This window comes from Algoriphagus sp. (genome assembly GCF_046296635.1).
Taxonomy (GTDB): Bacteria; Bacteroidota; Bacteroidia; order Cytophagales; family Cyclobacteriaceae; genus Algoriphagus.
On the sequence record NZ_JBKBKZ010000001.1, the window covers coordinates 234,780 to 256,874 of the forward strand.

Genomic DNA, 22,095 nt, shown 5'->3' on the forward strand with positions numbered 1-22,095 from the left:
TCACAGATCCTCATCATCAGTGCTCAACTCTGAAATCTGTGAGCCAAATTCTGAATTCAATCTTAACAAATCTTCCTCTGTATCTATATCTATCTTGCCCTTGGGGAATGAAATTGTCACCAAATCTTCCTCATGAGCTAGGGCGATTTTCTTTGCGCCTTCGTCACCTTTGAGATCCATTAATTCCTTGAAATAGGGGTTGCAAAAAAGAATCGGCACTCCAATCGTCTTGGAATAAGAACAGGCCACAATTCCTTTTCCTTCTTTCGCTTGAGTTGAAATTAATTTGTTCAAAATCTTGGCATCCACAAAAGGCTGATCACAAAGCATGATAATGACTTGATCCGGGGGATCAAATTTGAGCATATATTCCAACCCAATTTTGAGGCTGGAAGACATTCCATTTTCATAGTTTGGATTGGGAATATTTGGAATGCTGGATCCAGGGAAAGTTTTCTTGATTTCATCTCGATTTGCACCGAGGACCAAGACACGTTTATGTGCTTCACATCCATTTGCAGCATCTATTGCCAGCTGAAGCAAGGTTTTATCCTTGTATTTAGCGATTTGCTTTGGGTAGCCAAGTCGGGTTGATTCTCCGGCTGCCAATATGATAATTCCAGTCTTCATTTAATTTTTTCGTGTATAGGTCCCATTTTTTCTCGGAGAAAAATAGGTTGTTTTTTGTTTAATACTGCTTTTATCTCTGCTACTATCGAAAGCGCAATTTCTTCCGAAGTCTCAGCCCCAATCTCAATTCCAACAGGCGAATAAAAATTATCAGAATGAACTTCAATTCCCTTTGATTTCAGTCTTTCGATCAGTTTCTCAGTCTTTCGCTTTGGTCCCAAAATTCCGATATAAGGAATCATGCAAGTCAGCAATTTCTCCAATACAATGACTTCATATTCAAAATTATGAGTCATCAACAAAGCTACCGTATTCAAATCACAATCGATTTTACTTTCAAGTTCATCGGCAGGAGAGACAATAATTTCCTTGGCTGAAGGAAATCGTGCTGTAGTCGCCAAATTTTTCCTTCCATCGATCAGAATTAGCTCAAAACCCAGAATTTCGGCCATTTTGGCTAATGGAATCGTATCATTTCCAGCTCCGAAAAGTAGAATTCGAGTTGCGGGCTTGAGCACTTCGAAGAAAACTGAAAGCTCGTCAAACTCATCATATGTCTGTATTTGATTTTGGGGGCCTTCAAAATCTTGAATTTCTTGCTCAAGTTTTGACAAAAACTCTTTTGGAACCTTTGCTAATGAACCCGATTTAGATTCTCCTTTTTGAAGGTAAATGGTTCCGATCTGTTCTGATTTCGAATGTTTTACTGAGAAAAGCGTCAAAAAAAGCGAAGTTTGCCGATCGGAAAATCCAGTTTTAATCAATTCAATTGGATTCTCTGAATTTGTAAAATCAATCGGTTCGATCAGTACATGAATAATTCCATTGCAACCCAAACCCACTCCGAATTTTTGATCATCCTCATCTGTGGTATCGTAGGTTACCAGCATGGATTTTTGCTGAAAAATAACTGCTTGAGCTTTACGCAGCGCATCACCTTCCAAGCACCCACCGCTGATCGCACCTGTCAGATTTCCTTCCTGGGTGACCAACATTCGTGCACCGGGTCGGCGGTAAGCTGAGCCATCTACCTTCACTACAGTAGCTAAAGCAACTTGTTGATTTTCCAATTTGCAGACCTCATATGCTTGAATTATCTGCTGAAGCTCTTTCATTTAATTAATTGGAAATCAATTGGCTAATTGAAACTTCTCTTTTCTAACTGAAAACCAAACTGAAAAGAAAAGCGATACCAAGAGGTAGGTAATAAATAGGTAAGTAGCGCTTGGCAGCATATTGTTCATGCCAAACCAATCACCAGAATTAACCACAAAAAAAATAGCGTAAGCAACTTTGAGAAGTTCCCAAGCCCATGCATTGGGATTGCGGTCCATCAATTCTGTGTAAGCGTAAACGGTCAAAAACACAAATCCCCCATAATAGAAAATACCCGGAGCACCAATAGTCGAAATGTTGCCGAATAAATAACTTAGGAGCAATAGCAAGGCAATTAATTGTCCAAAACTCCAAACCAACATTCCTTTTGTTAGCTGCGGGTTATATTTCTCAAATTGATAGACATTCTCAATTTTGTGGACAGGGTATTTATTGGCGACATCCTCCGGTCTCCAACCCAGTGGCATAAACCAGATTTTAAGCTTATCTGCCCATTTTTCAGCTCTCCAGGCATCTTTGATCAGTAGCCACAGGTGCATAAAATTGATTTTGACAGGATTCCAAGTTTGTACCGGTCGAGTTACTCCATAAACGGCTGGGACATCATCCAATTCATCTTGGTAGGTCTTAAACAGTTTATCCCAAATGATGAAAATCTGCCCGTAGTTTTTGTCCAAATACTGAGGATTGATCGCGTGATGAACTCGATGAGTGGATGGGGTTACGATGATTTTCTCCAAGAAACCCATCTTCCCAATATGTCTGGTGTGGTACCAAAACTGAGCGAAAAGATGCAAGGGAGCAACGATCGCAATGACTTGAGGGGGAACTCCCAAAATTGCCGCAGGAATAAGGAAAATCCCAAAAATACGAACGATGGAAGAAATGCTTTGCCGTAATGCACAAGCCAAATTGAATTCTTCACTACTGTGATGAATGATGTGATTATTCCAAAAGAAATTGTATGTATGCGCAATTCGATGAGTCCAATAGCCAGCAAAATCAAGTGCAATGAATGCAATGACATAAGTCATCCAAGTTGCTTCAATCTGGACAAGTCCAAACTTGGTGACCAGCCATTCATAGGAAATGATAGCAATGCTTAATCCTAAAACGTCTTTTGTTACGTTGGTAATGCCTGAACTCAGGCTGGAAATCATGTCATTCAACGGAACGGTGTCGTTTCCTTTCCATATTCCCCAAAACTTTTCGAATAGTACCAGCAAGAAAAATGCTGGCATGGCTATTAATAATATTTGACCGTAAGCTTCCATCGGGTTTATCGTTTTTGGTCTAAACTTAAAAATTAACCCGATCCTAATCAAAAAGATATTTCAAAACTTAAAAAATCAGCTAGTTAAAAGGGAGATTTTTACTTTGATCAAAGCCAGTGGTTTTTGTGCGCCAGATTAATGACTTGGGCCTGAGAGTTCACATGTAGCTTTTGGTAGATATTGGCGATGTGTTTCCGAATAGTAAGTGAGGAAATATTCAATTCCACAGAGATCCGTTTGGCATCCCAGCCATTAATCAGGTGACCAAGGACTTCTTTTTCTCGGTCAGTAAGTAATTCTGGCATTTCTGATTTGGAGGTTTTGGCTACAGATTCCCTTCTGCCTAGAAGTTGAAGTGTTTTTCGAGCAATACCGGGGCTCATTGGTGCTCCTCCGAATTCCAACACATTTTGTACTGCTTGTAAAATTTTGTCGGAAGACTCATGCTTGAGCAAGTAACCTGAAGCACCGGCTTGAATGGCCTCAAAGATGTTTTCTTCATCATCAAATACAGTAAGGACCAAAAAATGAATATGTGGATAGAGGGCTTTTCCGATCCTGATCGCTTCTATTCCATTCATAATTGGCATTTCAATATCCATAAACACAACATGAGGCAAAAATCCATGTTGCAATCTTTCAAGCTCTGCAAGTGCCAATTTGCCATTTTCGGCCAGAAAGCTCATTTTCAATAAATTGATTCCATCGGTTTTCATCCGAAAACTTCTCACGTTGACGGGATTATCTTCTACCAAAGCGATTCGATACTGCTCCATTTTTCAAATTTCAGTGAAAAAAAATAAAGACGACATAATCAATTTGTAGTAGGCTCAATGCGGACTGAAGTACCCGAAGCACCAATGATTCCTTGCCAAGAAATTTTCCAGCCAGAATTTCTGGCTCGTTTTTTCATGTTTTCCAGCCCATTTCCGGCACTAGTTGACAATTCTTGGTTCAATCCTTTTCCATTGTCAGCCACTTCAATGGACCAAGAGTCATTACTTTTCAACTGTATCCTCAGCTGTCGGCAATCACTGTGCCTTAGCGCATTATTTATCGCTTCTTGAAGGATTCGAAATAAGTTAAAAGCCTCAGCAGCGGGAAGAATTCTGTCCTCCATGATTTCTTCTATAAAGTTAATTTGGATTTCAGGATAAGAAGAATTCAGCCGTTGGAGGTATAATTTCAAACGATCACTTAGTGCTGTAAGACTTAAGGAATCATTTTTCAAAGCCCAGATAGTGTCATTCAATTCGCTGATCATGGATCTCGAATTGATTTGAAGTTCCCTTAGAGCCCTTTTGCCCAAATCATCCAATCGTTCATCTTTGATGTATTCCAGATTTGAGGTGATAGAAGCTGCAAAAGCACCTAGATTGTCATGCAAATCGGAGGATATCCGCTTTCGTTCCTGTTCTTTGGCTTCAAGAATAGATTTTTGTGCTTTGAATTTTTCCGCCTCCTGGAATTTTACTCGTTCAATTTTTTCTTTTCTTCTGGAAAATACCATTAAAAGTGTCGCCAAAAGAATGACTATGGCTAATGCGGCAAAGGTTCCATAAGCCACCCGCTGCCTTCTGATCAGGTCCAATTGCTGCTGAATGATGGTATTTTCCTTCTGTTGAACTTCATATTGGGTTTGAAGTTCTGCTAGCGCACGTTCAGAGTTTTGAGTGTAAAAGACATCTTTTGCTTGGATTATTTCTTCCAAGGTTTCCTGATACTTTTCCGAATCTCCGGAAGCTTTGTAAGCTTTGCCTAGAGCTTCAAAATAGATTAATCGCAAATTTATCGAGTTGGTCAATGTCTTCGAATCCAAAGTATTTGGATCAGTTAAGGTGCCTTGGAGTATAGTATTGGCTAAATCAATTACTTTTTGATATTGACCTGATTTCAGATAAAAATTGAGCAAAGCCTCCTTGTCATCTGTATATAGATTTTGGTCCCCGGTCAGTTTGCGGGCTTCCAGCAATTCGATCAGGGAATTTTCAGCTTCGATCAAATTTCCCTTTTTCAAAGCCAATTCAGACTTTCGCTGCAAAGCCATGGAATAAATGGGAAGATTGTTGATTTGTTTGCTCAATTCTACTCCCTGATTGATGTAAAAGAGCGCAGAATCTTCCTGTGCCAAGCGCAGAAATGCATTTGATTTATTGACAAAAATTGAAGCTTTAACCGTCTGAAATTCATTACTTTCGCCTAATAATACTTCTGCTTTTCTGATCCAAATAAGCGCTTCATCTGCTTGATCTCTTGCTAAAGCTATCGAGGCAATTGAGTTTTGATTGATTGCCAGATTAAGTTTATCGCCAATTTTTTCGGCTTCATTTACTAATCGGTATAGGATATCCAAAGCTCCGGGATAGTCCATCCGTCCACCTTTGGAAATCGCCTTCAGACGCATCAATTTAAAGTAAACAGAACTAGTAGAAGGATCTTGAAATGAAAGTCTCGGCACGATTTCTTCAATCAAAACTGTGGCACTATCCAACCAACCCCAACGATAATAGTCCTGAGCTTTGGACAATGCACCCAATGCAATTAGGGAATCGTTTCCAGTTTGGAGCGCTAGACTGTATGCTTCATAGGCATATTTGTCCAAGGTATCCCGGGGAATATTATAATGGACATCACAGAGGGCAAGGATTGCATTCAGACGCTCTTGAGGATTTTTAGCTTGGTATATTTTGCTGCGCAAAGAATTTATTTCCACTGATTGACCTGAAGCCAAAAAGTTGATTAAGGAGAAAAACAGACAGTATATCAATTGTTTACCCATATTTTAAAAATAGCAATTTCGAAACCTCTACTCCAAATTGAGTATTTTTTTCGGGTTTTCAGAGCTACAATTTTGAATGCTTTATAACCAGGAGCATTTCCAAAATTCAAACTACTTAGCCATGAAAAATCTACAATCCATTTTATTGCTCATAGGAGTGTTTCTTCTCCTTTTTTCCTGCAAAGAATCTGAGGATACCGACCCCATAGTGCCAATTATAGAAAATCCCATTCGCCCTATGAAAGGAATGGTTCGGACCAATCTTATCGGCCGTGTACTTGACGAGCAAAATAATCCGCTTGTTGGAGTTGTTGTAAAGTCCGGAGGCAAGCAGACCATTACTGATGTAAATGGGATTTACAACTTTACCGATGTTTCCATTGATGGAGATCGGGGGTATATCGAAGTGAGCAAGGGAGGTTTTTTTGATGGTCAGCGGATCGTGGAACCATACAAGGACAAACTCACTCAAGTTCCCACTTTGAAATTGATTGAAAAAAGCTCCATTGGCACCATTACCGCTTCCACCGGAGGTAAAGTTGGTATTGCCGGAGGGATCCAAATCGAACTGCCTGCAAATGCCGTTGAGAATTACACAGGAGCCATTAATGTGGTTGCTTCCTATATTAATCCAACTTCTCACGATTTTATAGCACGGGTACCCGGTGATCTTTTTGCGGAAAATTCAGATGGGAAAATCGGTATGTTGGAATCCTTCGGTATGGCACATATCGAACTGCTGGACAACACAGGGAAAGAGCTGAAATTGAAAGCCGGTACAACGGCAAAAATTACCCTACCGATCCCACCGTCCATGGTCGGTATCGCACCTGCTACAATGAAAATGTGGTCTTTTGATGAAGCCAAAGGAATCTGGAAAGAGGAGGGAATTGGCACCAAGCAAGGAAGTGTTTACGTGGGCGAGGTCAGTCATTTTTCGGTTTGGAACTTTGACAAGTGGAATCCATTTCGGTTTATCCCAATTTCTATTAAATGGCTCTTTGATTATTTGCGCGGCACGATCAGTCCAGTTGAAGACCCTGATTTGTTGGAAGATCTTTTGAAAGATATGGAGGGAGGAAAAAGAGGCATGTCAGTCCACGTGACTAGGCAAAGTAGCGGGTCCACCGTTTATCATAGAAATTTGACCTATCCAAATTCAACGTCAAAGAATCCTTACACCGCAGATTATAATGAAGATCTTCGCCTCCCTGATGGTTTGGAGGGACAAGAAGAATTGGTAGTGAAAATCTATCCCCTCCAACCGGGTGGACCAGAATATCCGGTCAATGAACGCTACAGCCCTGTGCCGGGTGAAACTCCCGTTCCTATGCCTGAATTCGTACAAACAGACGACTCTCAGAAGGTTACAAAAAAATATAATGCCGACTTCACCAAATCTCCAACATCCAAAATTGAGGTAGTCATTCCTCCGGTAACTCCAATTGATGGCAAAGGAGCCTATATCATTAATGTTAATGGTAAATCAGTTAATTGTGACAAGACTGCTGTCAGACAAGGTTATGCCTATGCAAGCCTACGAAATGGGAATAAGGTTTTGGCTTCTGCCTATGCCCCAATCTTTAATGATGGTTTGTTTACAATCAATTATCTCATGAAGCAATCAGGTTCAGATTTGGTCAATAATGTGGTTTTAACCATTTATGATGTCCAATCCGGTAAGAAAAGTAAAGACATCACTGTCAATGTAAATCCTTCTTTGGCATATCGATTTCAGGAAAACATCTCTGTCTGCAACGAACCCAATGATCCCGTAAATCAAGTGCCTACAAAAGTTTTTTCAGGTAATTATGTTATCAATACCCCGCAACAGCTTAAGGCATTCATTGATTCAGCATACACAGAAGTGGGAGGTTTGACCATTGGCACAGCAGCTATTAATGACCTGGGAGGTATTATATCACTTAAAAAAATAGGGGGGTTGGTTATCGATAAAACCAATATTGAGAACCTTGGTGGATTAGCAGAAGTCGAAGAAATTACCGGATCCATGCGAATTCAACTGAATGGAAGCCTGCTAAACATCGCTTTCCCAAAATTAAAAACCAAATCAATGCAAGGCGGCTTATATATCCATTCAAATCCAAGTTTGCAGTCCATCACTTTCCCAAATCTGGAAGAAATTTGTACTGATGGTCAGGAATTAAGCATCTATCAAAATATTTCCCTTTCATCCATCTCCATCCCAAAATTTAAGTCGCTAGGTAATTCTTCTCAAGTGACTATATCCAATACCTTATTGAAAAATTTAAATTTTCTGACTAACGTAACTGGAGCTCCTTCCGGCAATTTGACTATCGATGAAAATAACGAACTGGAAAATCTGAACGGGATTCAAAAAATAATTCCTGTGCGAGGGGTCTTTGTCAGAGGGAATAAAAAACTTCAATCTCTCAACGGACTTATCTTGGATGTTCAAGCCTTGGAGTTCACCAACATCCAAAATAATCCGGAGCTAAATGACATTTCTGCCTTAACCTCCAAAATCAAAACTGGCTTTCAAATTGTAATTGAGAGAAACCCTAAACTTGAGACGGTAGTATTCAACAATTTGGAGAAAGTCATAGGTTTTTCGGGAATCAGAATTGCCAATTCCGATGGTTTGAAGTCGATTGAGTTCTCAAAATTAAATGAAATAGAGGGTGTATTATTTTTTGAAAATTTAAAAACCCTGACCACTGTCAAAGCTCCGGTTTTAGGCAAAATCGCTCAACGAGCCTATTTCGGTACGCTGACGTCTTTGGAGAGTCTAGACCTTCCCGAACTAATTGAAGCTTTCACCTTGGAGTTTTACAATACCAGTGCTTTGAAGGATATAAATGGGTTCAATAAGTTGGAAAAATTGAACCAACTATTTTCAGTTAGTCTAGCTGCAACACCGGCATCGTCGCTAACTTCAATTAATGGATTGAAAAGTCTAAAGACAGCTGGAGCTGTGACTATTTCGATTGATCTAAATACCTCGAAACTTGAAGAAATCAAAGGCTTAACCTCACTGACTGATGTTCAAACTGTATTCTCGCTTTCGGGTTTACCAAAGCTCAAAGAAATAAGCGGATTAGGAAATCTTACCACAGTCGGACAGGATTTCCATGTCAATTATACAGGTCTAACCAATCTGCATGCGTTCAAAAAGCTCAATCGAATAGGAAATGGATCCTCAGGAATGTTCTCACTTATCCAAAACAATGAATTGACAAATTTGGATGGACTGGAAGCTTTGAAAACCTGTAGTCAACTTTCCTTTAACACCAATCCTAAGCTCACCCAGATTAATGGACTTGCCGGACTTGAAAAAATTGCCTTAGGAGTAAGTATTTCTTCCAACAAATCACTCATGAACTTGGATGGTCTTGCTAATTGGGCTGGTGCTACAATCAATCTCATCATAACGAGTAATGAAAAACTCGCTGACTTATGTGGTGTGACCAAAATTGCAAAAAATGGAACCGTCTCTAATTATAATGTGAATTCCAATTCTTACAATCCAACTCTTGCGCAGCTAAAAGATGGAAATTGTAAAAAATAATAGGCTTTGGGTTTGAAGTAAAAACCGCCTCAATCGAGACGGTTTTTCTTTTTTTGGTCGATATGGACTTGATCTAATATCTTTGAAATTCTAAGTCACACCAAATGGATATCCCCAGTCTAGCCCAACTAAAAAAAGACCTTAGTTACCTTTCCGAAAAGGAACTGATTGATCTGATCACTGATTTGGCAAAATTCAGTAGAGATAATAAGGCCTTTCTTTACTTTAAACTTAACGAGCGTGATCAGCCCAATTTATTCGTCGATGCAGTCAAGGAAGAACTGGACGAAGCATTTCAGGTAGCAAATACACGGCATTATCATGTCGCAAAAAAAGCTGCTCAAGGAATACGCAGGAAGTTGAACAAATCCCTGAAACTGAGTAAAAACAAAGCCGATCAAGCGGAGCTAATTCTTTATTTCTGCGAGCAAATGAAGAAATACGACTATGAAAGACATCACCATCCGGTGATAGATAATCTTTTTCGAGTCCAAATTGGGAAAGCCCAAAAACTGATCTCAAGCCTTCACGAGGATTTGCAAAGTGATTTCAGTTACAGGATTGAGGAATTAATCTAAAAATCAATTTTTTTAATGAGTAGAGGTGATCTGAGATAAGAGGAGCTTGACATAAATTCTTAATTAAATATTTTTCTGAAGGTGTTCACCTTTAATGGGTCATGGTGATAGGTATATAGAAATATCCTCTAACACCATTAAAGACTTCAAAATGAACCGTAAATCACAATTTTTCATCACATTTCTGGCTTTGATGCTTATGGTTTCCTGCCAAGAAGATCCAGAACCCTCAGATCCTACAAATCCGCCTATTCCAGTGGGAAATTTTGAAGTCAAAGATCTGCAAATCAACTTGCCTCAAGGATCGTCTTTTAACTTCACAGGAAGTGAATTGTATTCTCTTGGGGAGTCATTCCCTGTCGGTGCGGATGGCAAAACGAAAACCGTGGCAATATCAGGCGTAACAAGTATTTCTTATCTTTTTGATCAAGCGGGGAAGCCAATCCTTGCGGGATTTGTCACTGATCAATCCAGTACAATTTCTCCAAAATCAACAGCGAATGTACTGTTGGCCTATACTGTGGGACTAAATTTGAGAGAACCGGGATTTCTAAAGCTTTTTTTGGATCAGGTAGATGCATTGCCTGAAGCTAAGGCATGGCAGGAGCAGTTTACTGAATTGTGGAAAAGTGATCCTCAGGTTTTGAATAAAGGCAATTACACTACACAACTTCGAGCAGTAATGGAAAAACTGGTGCCTAAGCCTAACGTTATTGACATCAGAGCCAAAGTATCTAATATTTCAGTAGATGAAGGAGACTTCAAAAGTGGACTTCAGATTTTTGAAGATGGATTAGGTCAGTTTTCGGTTAATAATCATTACCGCCGTAGAGCACATGCATTTCTTTATAAAATGTCCTACAAAGACATGCGGGATAAGTCCCATCAGATTCTTGCTGCAATCGGACCAACAGTCAAAGCAGACAAAGATTTTGCGATCTCTCCAAGAGCTGCGGCGACTTCATTTATCGGAGTATTGGGTACTGCAATTGAAGGGAAACAAGGAGATTTTGCAGAAGTGAAATCAGGCCCGATCAAGTTAGATTTATTGGATGTCGAAAGCGAAGCCACTTATAAGATCCATATTGTCGGGCCGGGTAGACCACTTCCTGTACCAGTTACTTCCGCCGAAATTTCCAAATTGAATAGGTTGATAGTTGAAACCTACGTGATCGATTATTTCTTTCCCCTCATCATGGAGATTTATGGATACAAGGATGATTTACTTGACCAAAAAATCAATATAGGAGAGGGCCCAATTGAACGATTTATCGGAGCTACCGAAGTTTTTTTGAAAGCAACTCCCGAAGTGTATGAAATTGTAAAAGAAGGAGATTTCAAAGGCGCAGCAATAAAGTCGCTCGAGCTTTTGTATTCCGGCGCAATAGATGCAACGTTCAAAGAACTTTCCGAATTTGCTTTTGATGTAATGGTTGCAGCTGCCACCACCAGTGGTGCAAAAATTCCAGGTAAAGCAGCTGCAACAGCCCAAAAAGCGATAAAAAGAGCTGGGTCAATACTTCAAGTTGTAAATACTGCACTTTTGGCAGGAGATTTTATTGCGATTTCTGAAAATATTCAAGCTTCTCGCCATATGGAGAATTGGACCATAAGGGCTCGATCTGCCAAAGTTTCTCTTTCGCCAAAAGATGCTATCATCAGAAGCCGTGGAAGTAAGGCAATCGAAGCAAAAATAAAAAATCTCCAAACTGGTGGAGATACTCACCCGTTTTTTGTCTGGAAGTCGAGTGGTAAATATGGCTATATCCAAGATACAAAAGGGAATAAAGGAGCTTCATTCGAAAGTTCTGATGCCAAAATAACCTACTATTCAACAACCTCGGCAGCACAGCTTCCTGAAGAAAACAACTGGGAATATGTCTATGTGGAAGCATTTTTAGGCTCACAATCCATCGGAAAAGACACGGTGAAATTAAATCTGAGAAAAAGTGTCTATGAAATCAAGCCAAACGGGATTACTCTTTCAGGTAAACAAGGCAATGCCAATTCCGCCACCCTACACATCGAGCGAGCAGATGGATCGGCGCCTGATTTTGCTGATAAAAAAGTGATTTGGACTACGGATGGAAAATACGGGAAATTAAAAGGAAATGGAGGATTCTCTACCACAATTACCACATTCGGTTCCAATAGCATTAATTACGAATGTACTGATAAGAATACTCAAAAGGCTACTGAAAAAGTTCTTGCCCGAATTTACGCTAAATCATCAGTCGGTGGAGATTATTTCCTTTATGAAGAACTTGAAGCTACAGTCAATATTAATAATGAGGATGATGTGATTATTCAATACGTCAATATCACAGCAGAAGCATGGGGGCCAACTGTATCAGGTAATTATACCAACTGTGGAGCGGGAACAATGTTCTATATTGATCCAGTGCCTAATGCTATAAGTTATACCGCAACAGTTATCGAGTTTAGCCCTGAGTTAATCCCAAGAGTAACAGGAACTACCCGAACGTGGCTAGCGACTGCTGAACCCGGTGAAAATGGAAAATATATATTCGCACACATATCGGCAGGAGCAGGTAGCGGTCCAACTTGGTTGGGAACTGATGGTTGTGGTAAATTTCTAGAATATGCTAAAGCAAGAAAAGGTACTGCACGAGTCATCATTAAGGTGAAAAAGCCATAAGAAATTTAAACTGAAATTAATCTAAAGTTTTTGCAGAAAATACGGGATTTATATCGCTGGCACTTATCTTAGGAAGACTAAAAACTACCCTAATATTGAAAGTACCAAAAGATATTTGGAAAGAAAATCCAGAAATTCTGCTCTCAAAAGCTTACGAAGATAACTTTGAATGGTGCGTTAGCTACGTCCGTAAAAACAGTGGAACAGCCGACAATGCAGCGGACATATTCCAGGAGAGTATCAGCATAGCATGGATCAATTTAAAAGAAGGAAAATTTCAGGGAGATTCTGAAAACTTCAATGCTTACATCAGGCAGGTCTGTAAATTCAAATGGATCAATCAACTGCGTTCAATCTCCAATAATAAAATTATTCTCAAAGAAGACCTTTCGGACTTCGAAGGAAAAACTGACTTGGATTCAGTGGAGCAAGATTCAAGTCAAATAGACCTGCTTCATGCCTCTTTTTCTTCAATTGGAGAAAAGTGCCGGGATTTACTGGATAAGTTTTATTTCAAAAGAGAATCTCTGGCAACTATAGCCCAGCAACACAATGCCACCGAGGCAAGCGTGAAAACAATTAAATACCGCTGTATGGTGCGGCTGAGAAAAGCATATCTCGAACTATCAAAAGGAAATGAATAACTATAGACCCGAAATAAGTCAGGAAGAGTTTGAAGAAATAGAAAACTATCTGCTCAAAAATCTCTCATTAGCACAGCAGGAGGATTTCGAAAAGCGGATGGAATCTGATTCAGTTTTGAGGGAAGAAGTCATTCTCCAGCAAAAACTTCTGACCGCTGTAGAATTAGGTTCATTTGCCAAAGGTGTCAAAGATGTAAAACCATCAGAAGCAAAAATCAGAAAAATTTATAATAACAAGGTCTGGGTTGTTGCTGCTGTATTCGTTGGTGTGGTCCTTTTTAGTTTCCTTGGTTATCTATTTCTGCGGGAAACTAATTCTACAGAACTTGATTTGTATTCGGCATATTTCTATGCAGACCCCGGTCTTCCTGTGGTAATGAGCAGTTCAGAAAATTATGAATTCTACGATGGCATGGTCAGCTACAAGGAAGGGAATTATGAAGAAGCAATCGCTATTTGGTCCCTACTTCCAGATTTAAAATTAAATTCTGATACACTACGATACTACCTAGGAGTCGCTCATATGAATTTGAATCAATTCGAAGAAGCTGCTGACTATTTAGGTTGGGTCACTTCCGATCCTCAGTCTGAATTTCAAACCAAAGCGATATGGTACCGAGCTTTGATTAATATTCGCCAAAATGAGATCAATCAGGCGATTGAGTTACTTGAAGTGCTTTTACCCGAAACTCGTGCGGAAGAATTGTTAAAGAAATTGAAAAAATCTCCCTAGGGTGAAACAAGCCTAAGCTATGTCTGTGCGAAGCTATTTTTTCTTGGGATTTTTTCTTTGCTTTTTGCAAATAAGGATGTTGTGTGCGCAGGATTCCAAGTTGTCCCAATCGATTAAAGCTTTTAGAAGTCAGCAATTTGACAGTGCGACATATTATTGCTTGCTCGCTATTGAGGATTTTCAAAAAACCAAACAACAAGATAGTCTGGTGTTGGCATATGTGCATCAAGCAGATATCGTTTGGGATACCAAAGGAGATCAGCAGGCCATTATAATTGCAAATACAGCCATAGCTGAATCCCAAAAACTTCCGGAAAAGCATCTAGCTCGGGTCGCTGCCAACAACAAAAAAGGTCAACTCTTGGTGCACATGGCTCGAACTGAAGAAGCAAAATTGAGCTTTCAAGAAGCAGAATTTCGAGTTCCGACAAATGACTCCATTAACGGAACAGTTGCTACGCTTTACAACAATATTTCTTGGATGTACCTCAATCTCAATCTTTATGAGGATGCCCTTCGGTATGCTGAGCGCTCCTTGGCTATTCAACTGGAACTTTATGGGCCGGATGCCAAGCAATTGATGGGAGTTTACCAGTCCCTTGGGCTAATCGCAAATGGGGCAGGTAGGTTTGAAGAAGCTGAGAAATACAGTTTGAAGCTTTATGAAATTGCCACCAAACATCTTCCATCGGGTCACCCGAACATGGGTTTGGTGCATAATCAGCTCGTTGTTATTTATGAATCGATGAGCCGATTTACTGAGGCTCTTTTTCATCTGAAAGCCATGGTCGAAGTGACTCAAAAAGCTTATGCAGATAGCGGAAATCCCCATTTTTTGGCAATAGCTTATAACAATACCGGATTTCTCTATCACTCACTTGGAGAAAATTCCCTTGCGGAAGCTTACTTCGAAAAAGCACTCAGGCTTCATCAGGTCAATTATGGAGATCAGGAATTGGGTATCGTTCAGCCGCTTGCTCATTTGGCGGAAGCCAAACGAAGTCTTGAAAAATACGAGGAAGCTGATTCACTTTTTTCCAAGGCTTACAGACTTCAATCCATGTTTGACAATGAAAATATCAAAGGACTTGCCGATCTGGAAAGCCAAATCGGAGAATTGAATGAAGACCGTTCAAATTTTGCGCAAGCAGAAAAATGGTATAGCCAATCATTGGAGCGATATAGAAGGGCGGGAGTTACAGGGACTACCATGGTCGATGAAACAAAAACATCTTTGGGAAAAACTCTTGCCAAGCAGGGTAGGACTAAGGAAGCCTTAATTCTACATGAAGAGGTTTTGGATTCTTATCACAAAAAGTATCAAAAGGGAAGCTTGTATATCGCTGCCAAATGGAATCGTATCAGTGAAACTTATCGTTCAGCAGGGGAGTGGGAAAAAGCACTTTTATACTCAGACAGCACGTTTTTGGAGCTTTTGGGATTGGCAAAGTTTCCCAATTCAAATTGGATTGATGACCTACCACTTTCCACAAGTATTGCAGAGTTTTTAAGCAACCGGATTGCGATTCTAGAGCACAATTTCAATCCTATCCCACAAAAGGAGGTATTGGTATCAATTGTCAAATTAGTCAAAAACTACGGAGGCTATCTAGAACGTAGTATTCCTGCTTTGAGAAGCCAAAATTCGATAGTAGAACTGGCAAAGAAGCAAAAGAAACTCTATCAGGCTGGAATGAATTCTGCGTGGTTATTGGCCGAACACTATGACGAAAAAGAGTATCTCGAAATAGCTTTTGAGTTTGCAGAACGGGGAAAAGGATTGCTCCTTCGACTTGCATCCAACAATCTCGTAGTGGATGAATATGCGGTGGATGAAAGTGATCTCTATTCAAAAGATCGGAAATGGCGAGGAAAAATCAGTGCACTGAATACGCAATACCTGAACACCGGAGGAACGAATGATACGCTTCTGAATGAGTTGACACAGGCCATTGAAACGTATCGGGAATTTCAGGATAGCCTCCTTCAATTGGATGATCCCCGGTGGAAGGAGCGATTTAATCTCCAACCTTTTTCCATATCAGATATCAGAAATCGACTTCTTGGCAATTACGAAACCTTGATTGAATATGCCATTACAGAAGACTATCTATATACCTTTTTGATTAGTTCTTCGGAATTCAAAGTATTCAGGCAACCTCGAAAAACGATAAGTAGTCAAGTTTCAGTTTTGCAAGACCTAAGTAAACTTGACGTTTCAAAATTTCTTTCAGCATCCTATCCTTTATACCAAAAACTCATAGAACCTCTGACTCCATTCATCAAAGGAAAGCAGTTAATTATCATACCCGACGGAGAACTTTTTGGGATAAACTTTGAAATATTAACTACAGATAATCAGATAAATGGATTTTCTAATCTCAATTATTTGATCAGAAAATATGAGATCACCTATTTGCTATCTGCTTCGAGTGCAATTCAACAACGAAGAACAAAAGAGTATTCGAAAAAAAGGGGGATATTTTTTGCTCCAGGCTTCACTCCAATAATGAAAGAAAGCTATCAAGCTCGACTTTTGGCCAAGCCTTATGAGGACCCAATACATGCACAACTGATAAGACAGCCTTTCTCCTTACTGGCAGCAAAAAAGGCCGTTTCGATGCTGAAAGGAGAGTTGTTTCTCGAGGAGGAGGCGCAAGAGTCTCGGTTTACTCAAGAGGCAGGAGCATATCAAGTTTTGCATTTGGGCACACATGGCGAGGTCAATAATTTATCACCGCTACAATCGAGGCTATTTTTAGCCAAACCATCACTTCAGGATTCTGTTCTGGATGATGGGATCCTTCATGCTTTTGAAATCTATAGTATGCAGCTTCAAGCAGAATTGGCTGTACTGTCAGCCTGTAATACAGGTACAGGCAAATTTCAGGAAGGAGAAGGAATAATTTCACTGGCTCACAGTTTTCTGTATGCCGGTTCGGCATCGGTGGTCATGAGCATGTGGGCAATCGATGAGAAAGCAAGCGCGGAAATTTTGACTTCGTTTTATAGCAATTTGTCCAAGGGAATGGCTAAAAATACAGCGCTCAGGGAAGCCAAACTTCAATTCTTAGGTGAAGTACCGGATGAATTGGCGCATCCTTATTATTGGGCTGGGCTTGGTTTGATCGGAGATTCAGCCCCGATTTCCGGACAGCGCAATTTTAAAAATTTTCTTCTTTGGGGATTAGGATTGGCTGGTTTAGGAATTCTGATTTTTCTGGGTTTTCGCTTTTTCAAAAAAGCCTAGTCCTCTTTTTTACTTTTAACAGGTTGCCAAAACTGAATAGAAAAGGTACTTTAACCCAACGTAAGTCTCATTATATGAACATTTCAATTTCTCAAGACCCTACCGAACTAGGTCAAAGAGCAGGTAAAATCGGTGCTGACCTGATTCGGAAAGCAATTCAAAATCAGGGTTTTGCTAACATTATTTTAGCTACAGGAACCAGTCAATTTGAAACTTTGAAGCAGCTATTGACTGAAAAAGACATCGATTGGAGCAAAGTGACGGTTTTTCACCTGGATGAATACATCGGAATTCCCATCACACATCCAGCTAGTTTTAGGAAGTATTTGTTGGAGCGGTTTTTTAATCAGGTTCCTCAATTGAAAGCCTACCATATGATCGATGGGGAAAATGATCCAGAGAAAGAATGTATGCGACTTTCGACTCTAATTCAAAATCATCCAATCGATGTGGCTTTTGTAGGAATTGGGGAAAATGGTCACTTGGCCTTCAATGATCCTCCGGCTGATTTCGACACCCTGAAACCTTACCTCGTGGTGGATTTGGACCACGCTTGTCGAATGCAGCAGTTTGGAGAGGGGTGGTTTCCAAGTTTGGATGTCGTGCCGACACAAGCCATCAGCATGTCAATTCAACAAATCATGAAGTCAAAAGCCATTATTTGTTCGGTTCCTGATTTGCGAAAAGCCCAAGCGGTAAAAGATTGTCTCGAAGGTGAAATCACCAATCTTCATCCCGCTTCCATTCTTCAAAGTCATCCGAATTGTCAGATTTTTCTGGATAACTCTGCTTCATCACTACTTTCCAACCATTGATCTGAAAATCTTTGGAAGCTTGACATAAAATTTGGTATTTAAGGAGTATGGAAAAATATAATTGAATCGGATTTTCTGCGAGTAAGAACAACTTCCGGCGTAGAAATTGGCGAAATATCCGTGAGACACTCACGGAGGCATCAAGACCGCCGCTGTGAGTGCCTGCCTGCCGCAGGCAAGTCTTCACTCACAGCTCCCAATAAATTACCATTTTTCTTAAGCTTAAACCCAAAACCAGCCTATGTCAAAATCTACCACTGCGGTAAAAGTTGAATCCCTTAGTCAACGAGATACTTGGATCTCGATCGTAATCATCGGGATGCTCTTTTTCATTTTTGGCTTTGTCTCATGGGTCAATGCTATCCTAATTCCCTATTTCAAAATCGCCTTCACCCTTAGTAATTTTGACTCGTATCTGGTCGCATTTGCATTTTACATTTCCTACCTGGTCATGTCCGTTCCTTCTTCTTACCTGCTCAAAGCAGTGGGATTCAAGAAAGGAATGATGATCGGATTTTTTGCAATGGCAGTGGGAGCCTTCATTTTTGTGCCAGCCGCAATGAGCCGCACGTACGAGATTTTTCTTTTGGGTTTATTCACTTTGGGAACGGGCTTGGCTGTGCTTCAGACTGCCGCCAATCCTTATGTGACTATTTTAGGTCCTAAAGAGCGGGCAGCGCAACGAATCAGCGTCATGGGCATTTTCAACAAAGGAGCGGGTATTTTGGCGCCGATTCTTTTTGCAGCAGTGATCCTGAGAGTAGGGGATAATGAAATGTTTCAACAATTGGAAACAATGGCACCTGCGGATAAAGAGGCTGCCTTGGATGAACTTATTCGAAGAGTAATTTGGCCTTATACCGTGGTTGGAATAGTGTTATTCGCTTTGGGAATTTTTGTACGGTTTTCACCACTTCCAGAAATAGATACTGAGCATGAGACAGCAGAAGTTGCCGTCGCTAATTCAGGCAAAACCTCAATCTTCCAGTTTCCGCACTTGATTTTGGGAGCTGTAGGGATTTTCCTTCACGTGGGTACTCAAGTCATTGCAATCGATACGGTTATCGCTTATGCAAATTCCTTCGGGATCGGCTTGATGGAGGCGAAAGTCTTTCCATCTTACACGCTTGCCTTTACTATTTTGGGTTATATAATCGGAATTTCTCTGATTCCCAGAGTAATATCTCAAGTCAATATTCTTAGAATTTGCACTTTGCTGGGGACAGTTTTCACCCTATTAATCATTTTCGCCTCGGGTCAAGTGACACTTTTGGGAATCACCACGGATGTGTCCATTTGGTTTGTGGTGTTGCTTGGCTTGGCCAATTCCTTGGTTTGGGCAGGTATTTGGCCTTTGGCTTTGGATGATTTGGGCCGATTCACCAAACTAGGAGCATCGATCATGATCATGGGACTTTGCGGCAACGCTATCATGCCATTGATTTATGGGTATTTGGCAGATGTGTATGATGTGCGATTGGCCTATTGGGTGCTATTTCCTTGTTACCTCTATTTGGTTTTTTATGCAATTCATGGTCATAAAATCAGAACATGGAAAATCGCCTGATCGGAAAGTCCTATTTGGATGGAAAACCGCTGGAAATTGGGATTTCTGAGGGGAAGATAAGCTCAATCTCAACTCTGGAAACTGACCTGGAAAACGACTTTTGGATTGGACCCGGATTCACAGATATTCAGGTCAATGGCTATGGGGGATTTGACTACAACGAACTCCAAACTGATTTTTTGACTTTGGGTCAAATTTCAAGGAAATTACTTCAATATGGTGTGATAAGCCATTTTCCCACGATTATCACCAATTCACCAGATAAGATCTCAGGGCTGATCAAGCAAATCGTTCAGCTTCGCAAAGCAGATCCCTTAGTAAAATCCTGCATCCCGGGAATTCATATCGAAGGGCCATTTATTTCCCCTGAAGATGGACCAAGAGGAGCACATTTCCGAGAATTTGTTCAAGCGCCTGATTGGAATTTATTCCAAAAATGGATGGATGAAAGTGAAGGATTGATCCGGATTATTACACTTTCTCCGGAATGGGAGGGAAGTATTTCATTTATTGAGAAATGCAGGGATGCTGGCATTCTGGTTTCCATTGGTCACACCAATGCTAGTCATTCCCAGATAATCGATGCAGTCAAAGCGGGAGCGAGGCTTTCCACTCATTTGGGAAACGGGATGCATGGAACAATTGCAAGGCATCCCAATTACCTCTGGTCCCAACTTTCGGAGGAAAACTTATCCGCAACGATCATCGCAGATGGTTTTCATTTACCAGCCGAAGTGATTCAGGTTTTCAAAAAGGTCAAAGGAAAAAACTTGATGCTAGTAAGTGATTCTGTGGCTATGGCAGGGTTGCCTTCTGGAGATTATGATGCTTCAGTTGGAGGAAAGGTTACCTTAACTGCTGATGGAAAACTTCATCTCCATGGCAATCTGAACACACTTGCAGGTTCGGCGATGAATATCCTTCAGGGTGTCAATTTTCTCTTGAAAAATAACATAGCTACGCTGTCTGAAGCTTGGGAAATGGCTTCTGTTCGTCCTAATCGCCTGTTTTTCCCAACTTACAATCCTCTCGAAATCGGAGCCCCAGCAGACTTAATTCAAGTTGTACAACAAGCAGATCGATCGTTAGAAATTCTAAAAATTATCAAAAACGGAGTAGAATTTTCACTTCGTAAACCCAAAAAATAAAACCTCAGCATTATGAACAATAAGCCCAATCGTCGCCATTTCATCAAAACCGCCGCCACAGGGACACTCGGATTGAGTGCGATGAGTTCGGCTTTTTCCTTCAATATCCTATCCGAATATCCACTCAAAGACAAATATCGCGTGGCTGTGATTGGAGTCAACAGTCGTGGTTCGCAGCATATTCAGGCTTTCGCCAAAATCCCAAATGTGGAGATTGCTTACATCTGTGATGTGGATTCCCGAGCTCGGGAAAATGGAATTGCTTTGGCATTAAAAGAAGGAGTGAAAATCGCCCCAATTGGCTTGGTTGATTTTCGAAAAGCACTGGAGGACCAAACACTCGATGCTGTATCTATCGCTATGCCGGATCACTGGCATACTCCGGCAGCTTTGATGGCTTTGCAGGCCGGAAAACACGTCTATCTCGAAAAGCCGGGTTCGCACAATCCCGCTGAGTCCGAACTCTTGGTTGAAGCGACCAAGAAATATGGCAAAATCGTCCAAATGGGCAATCAACGCCGATCTTGGCCACGAGTGCAGGAAGCTATGAAGGAACTCCATTCCGGAGCGATTGGAAGGGCCTATTATGCGCGTGCTTGGTACACGAATACGAGAAAATCAATCGGGTATGGAAAACCTGCTGCTGTTCCAGACTGGCTGGATTACGAACTTTGGCAAGGCCCGGCGCCTCGCTCTGAATTCAAAAACAACCTGATCCATTACAATTGGCATTGGTTCTGGCACTGGGGCACAGGAGAAATCGTCAATAATGGCGTTCACTTTTTAGATTTAGCTAGATGGGGTTTGCAAGTGGATTATCCTGAAAAATGCTATTCCAGTGGTGGACGTTATCATTTCCAGGACGATTGGGAGTCCCCTGATACTCAAATTGCGAGCTATGACTTTGCCGGAGGCAAATCAATTCTGTGGGAAGGTAGAAGCTGCAATGCCCGCGACATCAATTCCATGGGCTCAGGTGTTTCTTTTCATGGAGAAAATGGTACCCTCGAACTCCTCAACAACTCCTATAAAATCTTCGACAATGCCAATAAATTGGTCAAATCCGTGGAACCCACCACTAATACAGTAGTGGATCAGCGAGGAGCTGGGTTTGACATGGACATTGCACACTTCACCAATTTCATCAATGCGATCGACAAAGGAGAAAGTCAGATTTCTCCTTATCCAGAAATTCAAAAAAGCGTCCTGCTGTGCCATTTGGGCAATATTTCTTATCGAACAGGTCGAGCTTTGGCTATAAATCCAAATTCAGGAAGAATAATCGGTGACAAAAAAGCGAGGAAGCTTTGGGGTAGAGATTACGCAAAAGGTTGGGAACCAAAACTCTAATC

General features: G+C 40.8%; 15 protein-coding genes. 10 read left to right on the plus strand and 5 right to left on the minus strand.

The features are described 5' to 3' along the window. From ACK4HU_RS01075 to ACK4HU_RS01095, 5 genes are all read right to left on the minus strand, one after another. Nucleotides 1-630: an NTP transferase domain-containing protein gene (locus ACK4HU_RS01075; protein WP_409802975.1), complete on the minus strand. Its 630-nt coding sequence runs from the start codon at nt 628-630 to the stop codon at nt 1-3. Then, nucleotides 627-1,745, minus strand: coding sequence for an XdhC family protein (locus tag ACK4HU_RS01080; RefSeq protein ID WP_409802977.1), 1,119 nt, complete (start codon nt 1,743-1,745; stop codon nt 627-629). Before ACK4HU_RS01080 ends, ACK4HU_RS01075 begins: the two co-directional genes overlap by 4 nt. Before the next feature lie 15 nt (nt 1,746-1,760). Further along, nucleotides 1,761-2,987, minus strand: a complete 1,227-nt coding sequence (locus ACK4HU_RS01085) for a sterol desaturase family protein (RefSeq protein ID WP_409802978.1) — start codon at nt 2,985-2,987, stop codon at nt 1,761-1,763. 140 nt (nt 2,988-3,127) lie between these two features. Then, nucleotides 3,128-3,796: a response regulator gene (locus ACK4HU_RS01090; protein ID WP_409802980.1), complete on the minus strand. Its 669-nt coding sequence runs from the start codon at nt 3,794-3,796 to the stop codon at nt 3,128-3,130. A gap of 38 nt (nt 3,797-3,834) precedes the next feature. Further along, nucleotides 3,835-5,718: an ATP-binding protein gene (locus tag ACK4HU_RS01095; RefSeq protein ID WP_409802982.1), complete on the minus strand. Its 1,884-nt coding sequence runs from the start codon at nt 5,716-5,718 to the stop codon at nt 3,835-3,837. A 202-nt stretch (nt 5,719-5,920) separates the two neighbouring features. Here ACK4HU_RS01095 and ACK4HU_RS01100 point away from each other — a divergent pair, with 202 nt between their 5' ends. From ACK4HU_RS01100 to ACK4HU_RS01145, 10 genes are all read left to right on the plus strand, one after another. Next, nucleotides 5,921-9,349, plus strand: a complete 3,429-nt coding sequence (locus ACK4HU_RS01100; protein WP_409802984.1) for a leucine-rich repeat protein — start codon at nt 5,921-5,923, stop codon at nt 9,347-9,349. A 104-nt stretch (nt 9,350-9,453) separates the two neighbouring features. Then, nucleotides 9,454-9,927 (plus strand): hypothetical protein, encoded by a 474-nt coding sequence (locus ACK4HU_RS01105; protein WP_409802986.1) that lies wholly within the window; start codon nt 9,454-9,456, stop codon nt 9,925-9,927. Nucleotides 9,928-10,078: 151 nt separating this feature from the next. Continuing rightward, the gene (locus ACK4HU_RS01110) at nt 10,079-12,586 is read left to right on the plus strand and encodes a hypothetical protein (RefSeq protein WP_409802988.1); all 2,508 of its coding nucleotides are present in this window, start codon (nt 10,079-10,081) and stop codon (nt 12,584-12,586) included. Between the two features lie 95 nt (nt 12,587-12,681). Beyond that, nucleotides 12,682-13,230 carry an RNA polymerase sigma factor gene (locus ACK4HU_RS01115; RefSeq protein WP_409802989.1) on the plus strand — a complete coding sequence of 183 codons (549 nt, stop codon included), beginning with the start codon at nt 12,682-12,684 and terminating at the stop codon, nt 13,228-13,230. After that, a complete protein-coding gene (locus ACK4HU_RS01120; protein ID WP_409802990.1) occupies nt 13,223-13,963 on the plus strand; it encodes a tetratricopeptide repeat protein in 741 nt (246 codons plus the stop codon). Before ACK4HU_RS01115 ends, ACK4HU_RS01120 begins: the two co-directional genes overlap by 8 nt. 19 nt (nt 13,964-13,982) lie before the next feature. Beyond that, the gene (locus ACK4HU_RS01125) at nt 13,983-17,213 is read left to right on the plus strand and encodes a CHAT domain-containing protein (RefSeq protein ID WP_409802991.1); all 3,231 of its coding nucleotides are present in this window, start codon (nt 13,983-13,985) and stop codon (nt 17,211-17,213) included. A 74-nt stretch (nt 17,214-17,287) separates the two neighbouring features. Beyond that, nucleotides 17,288-18,028 (plus strand): glucosamine-6-phosphate deaminase, encoded by a 741-nt coding sequence (locus ACK4HU_RS01130; RefSeq protein ID WP_409802992.1) that lies wholly within the window; start codon nt 17,288-17,290, stop codon nt 18,026-18,028. 241 nt (nt 18,029-18,269) lie between these two features. Continuing rightward, nucleotides 18,270-19,595, plus strand: a complete 1,326-nt coding sequence (locus tag ACK4HU_RS01135; RefSeq protein ID WP_409802993.1) for a sugar MFS transporter — start codon at nt 18,270-18,272, stop codon at nt 19,593-19,595. Further along, the gene (locus tag ACK4HU_RS01140; protein ID WP_409802994.1) at nt 19,580-20,743 is read left to right on the plus strand and encodes an N-acetylglucosamine-6-phosphate deacetylase; all 1,164 of its coding nucleotides are present in this window, start codon (nt 19,580-19,582) and stop codon (nt 20,741-20,743) included. Before ACK4HU_RS01135 ends, ACK4HU_RS01140 begins: the two co-directional genes overlap by 16 nt. Nucleotides 20,744-20,755: 12 nt before the next feature. After that, a complete protein-coding gene (locus tag ACK4HU_RS01145) occupies nt 20,756-22,093 on the plus strand; it encodes a Gfo/Idh/MocA family protein (protein ID WP_409802995.1) in 1,338 nt (445 codons plus the stop codon). The last annotated feature ends 2 nt before the right edge of the window (nt 22,094-22,095 follow it).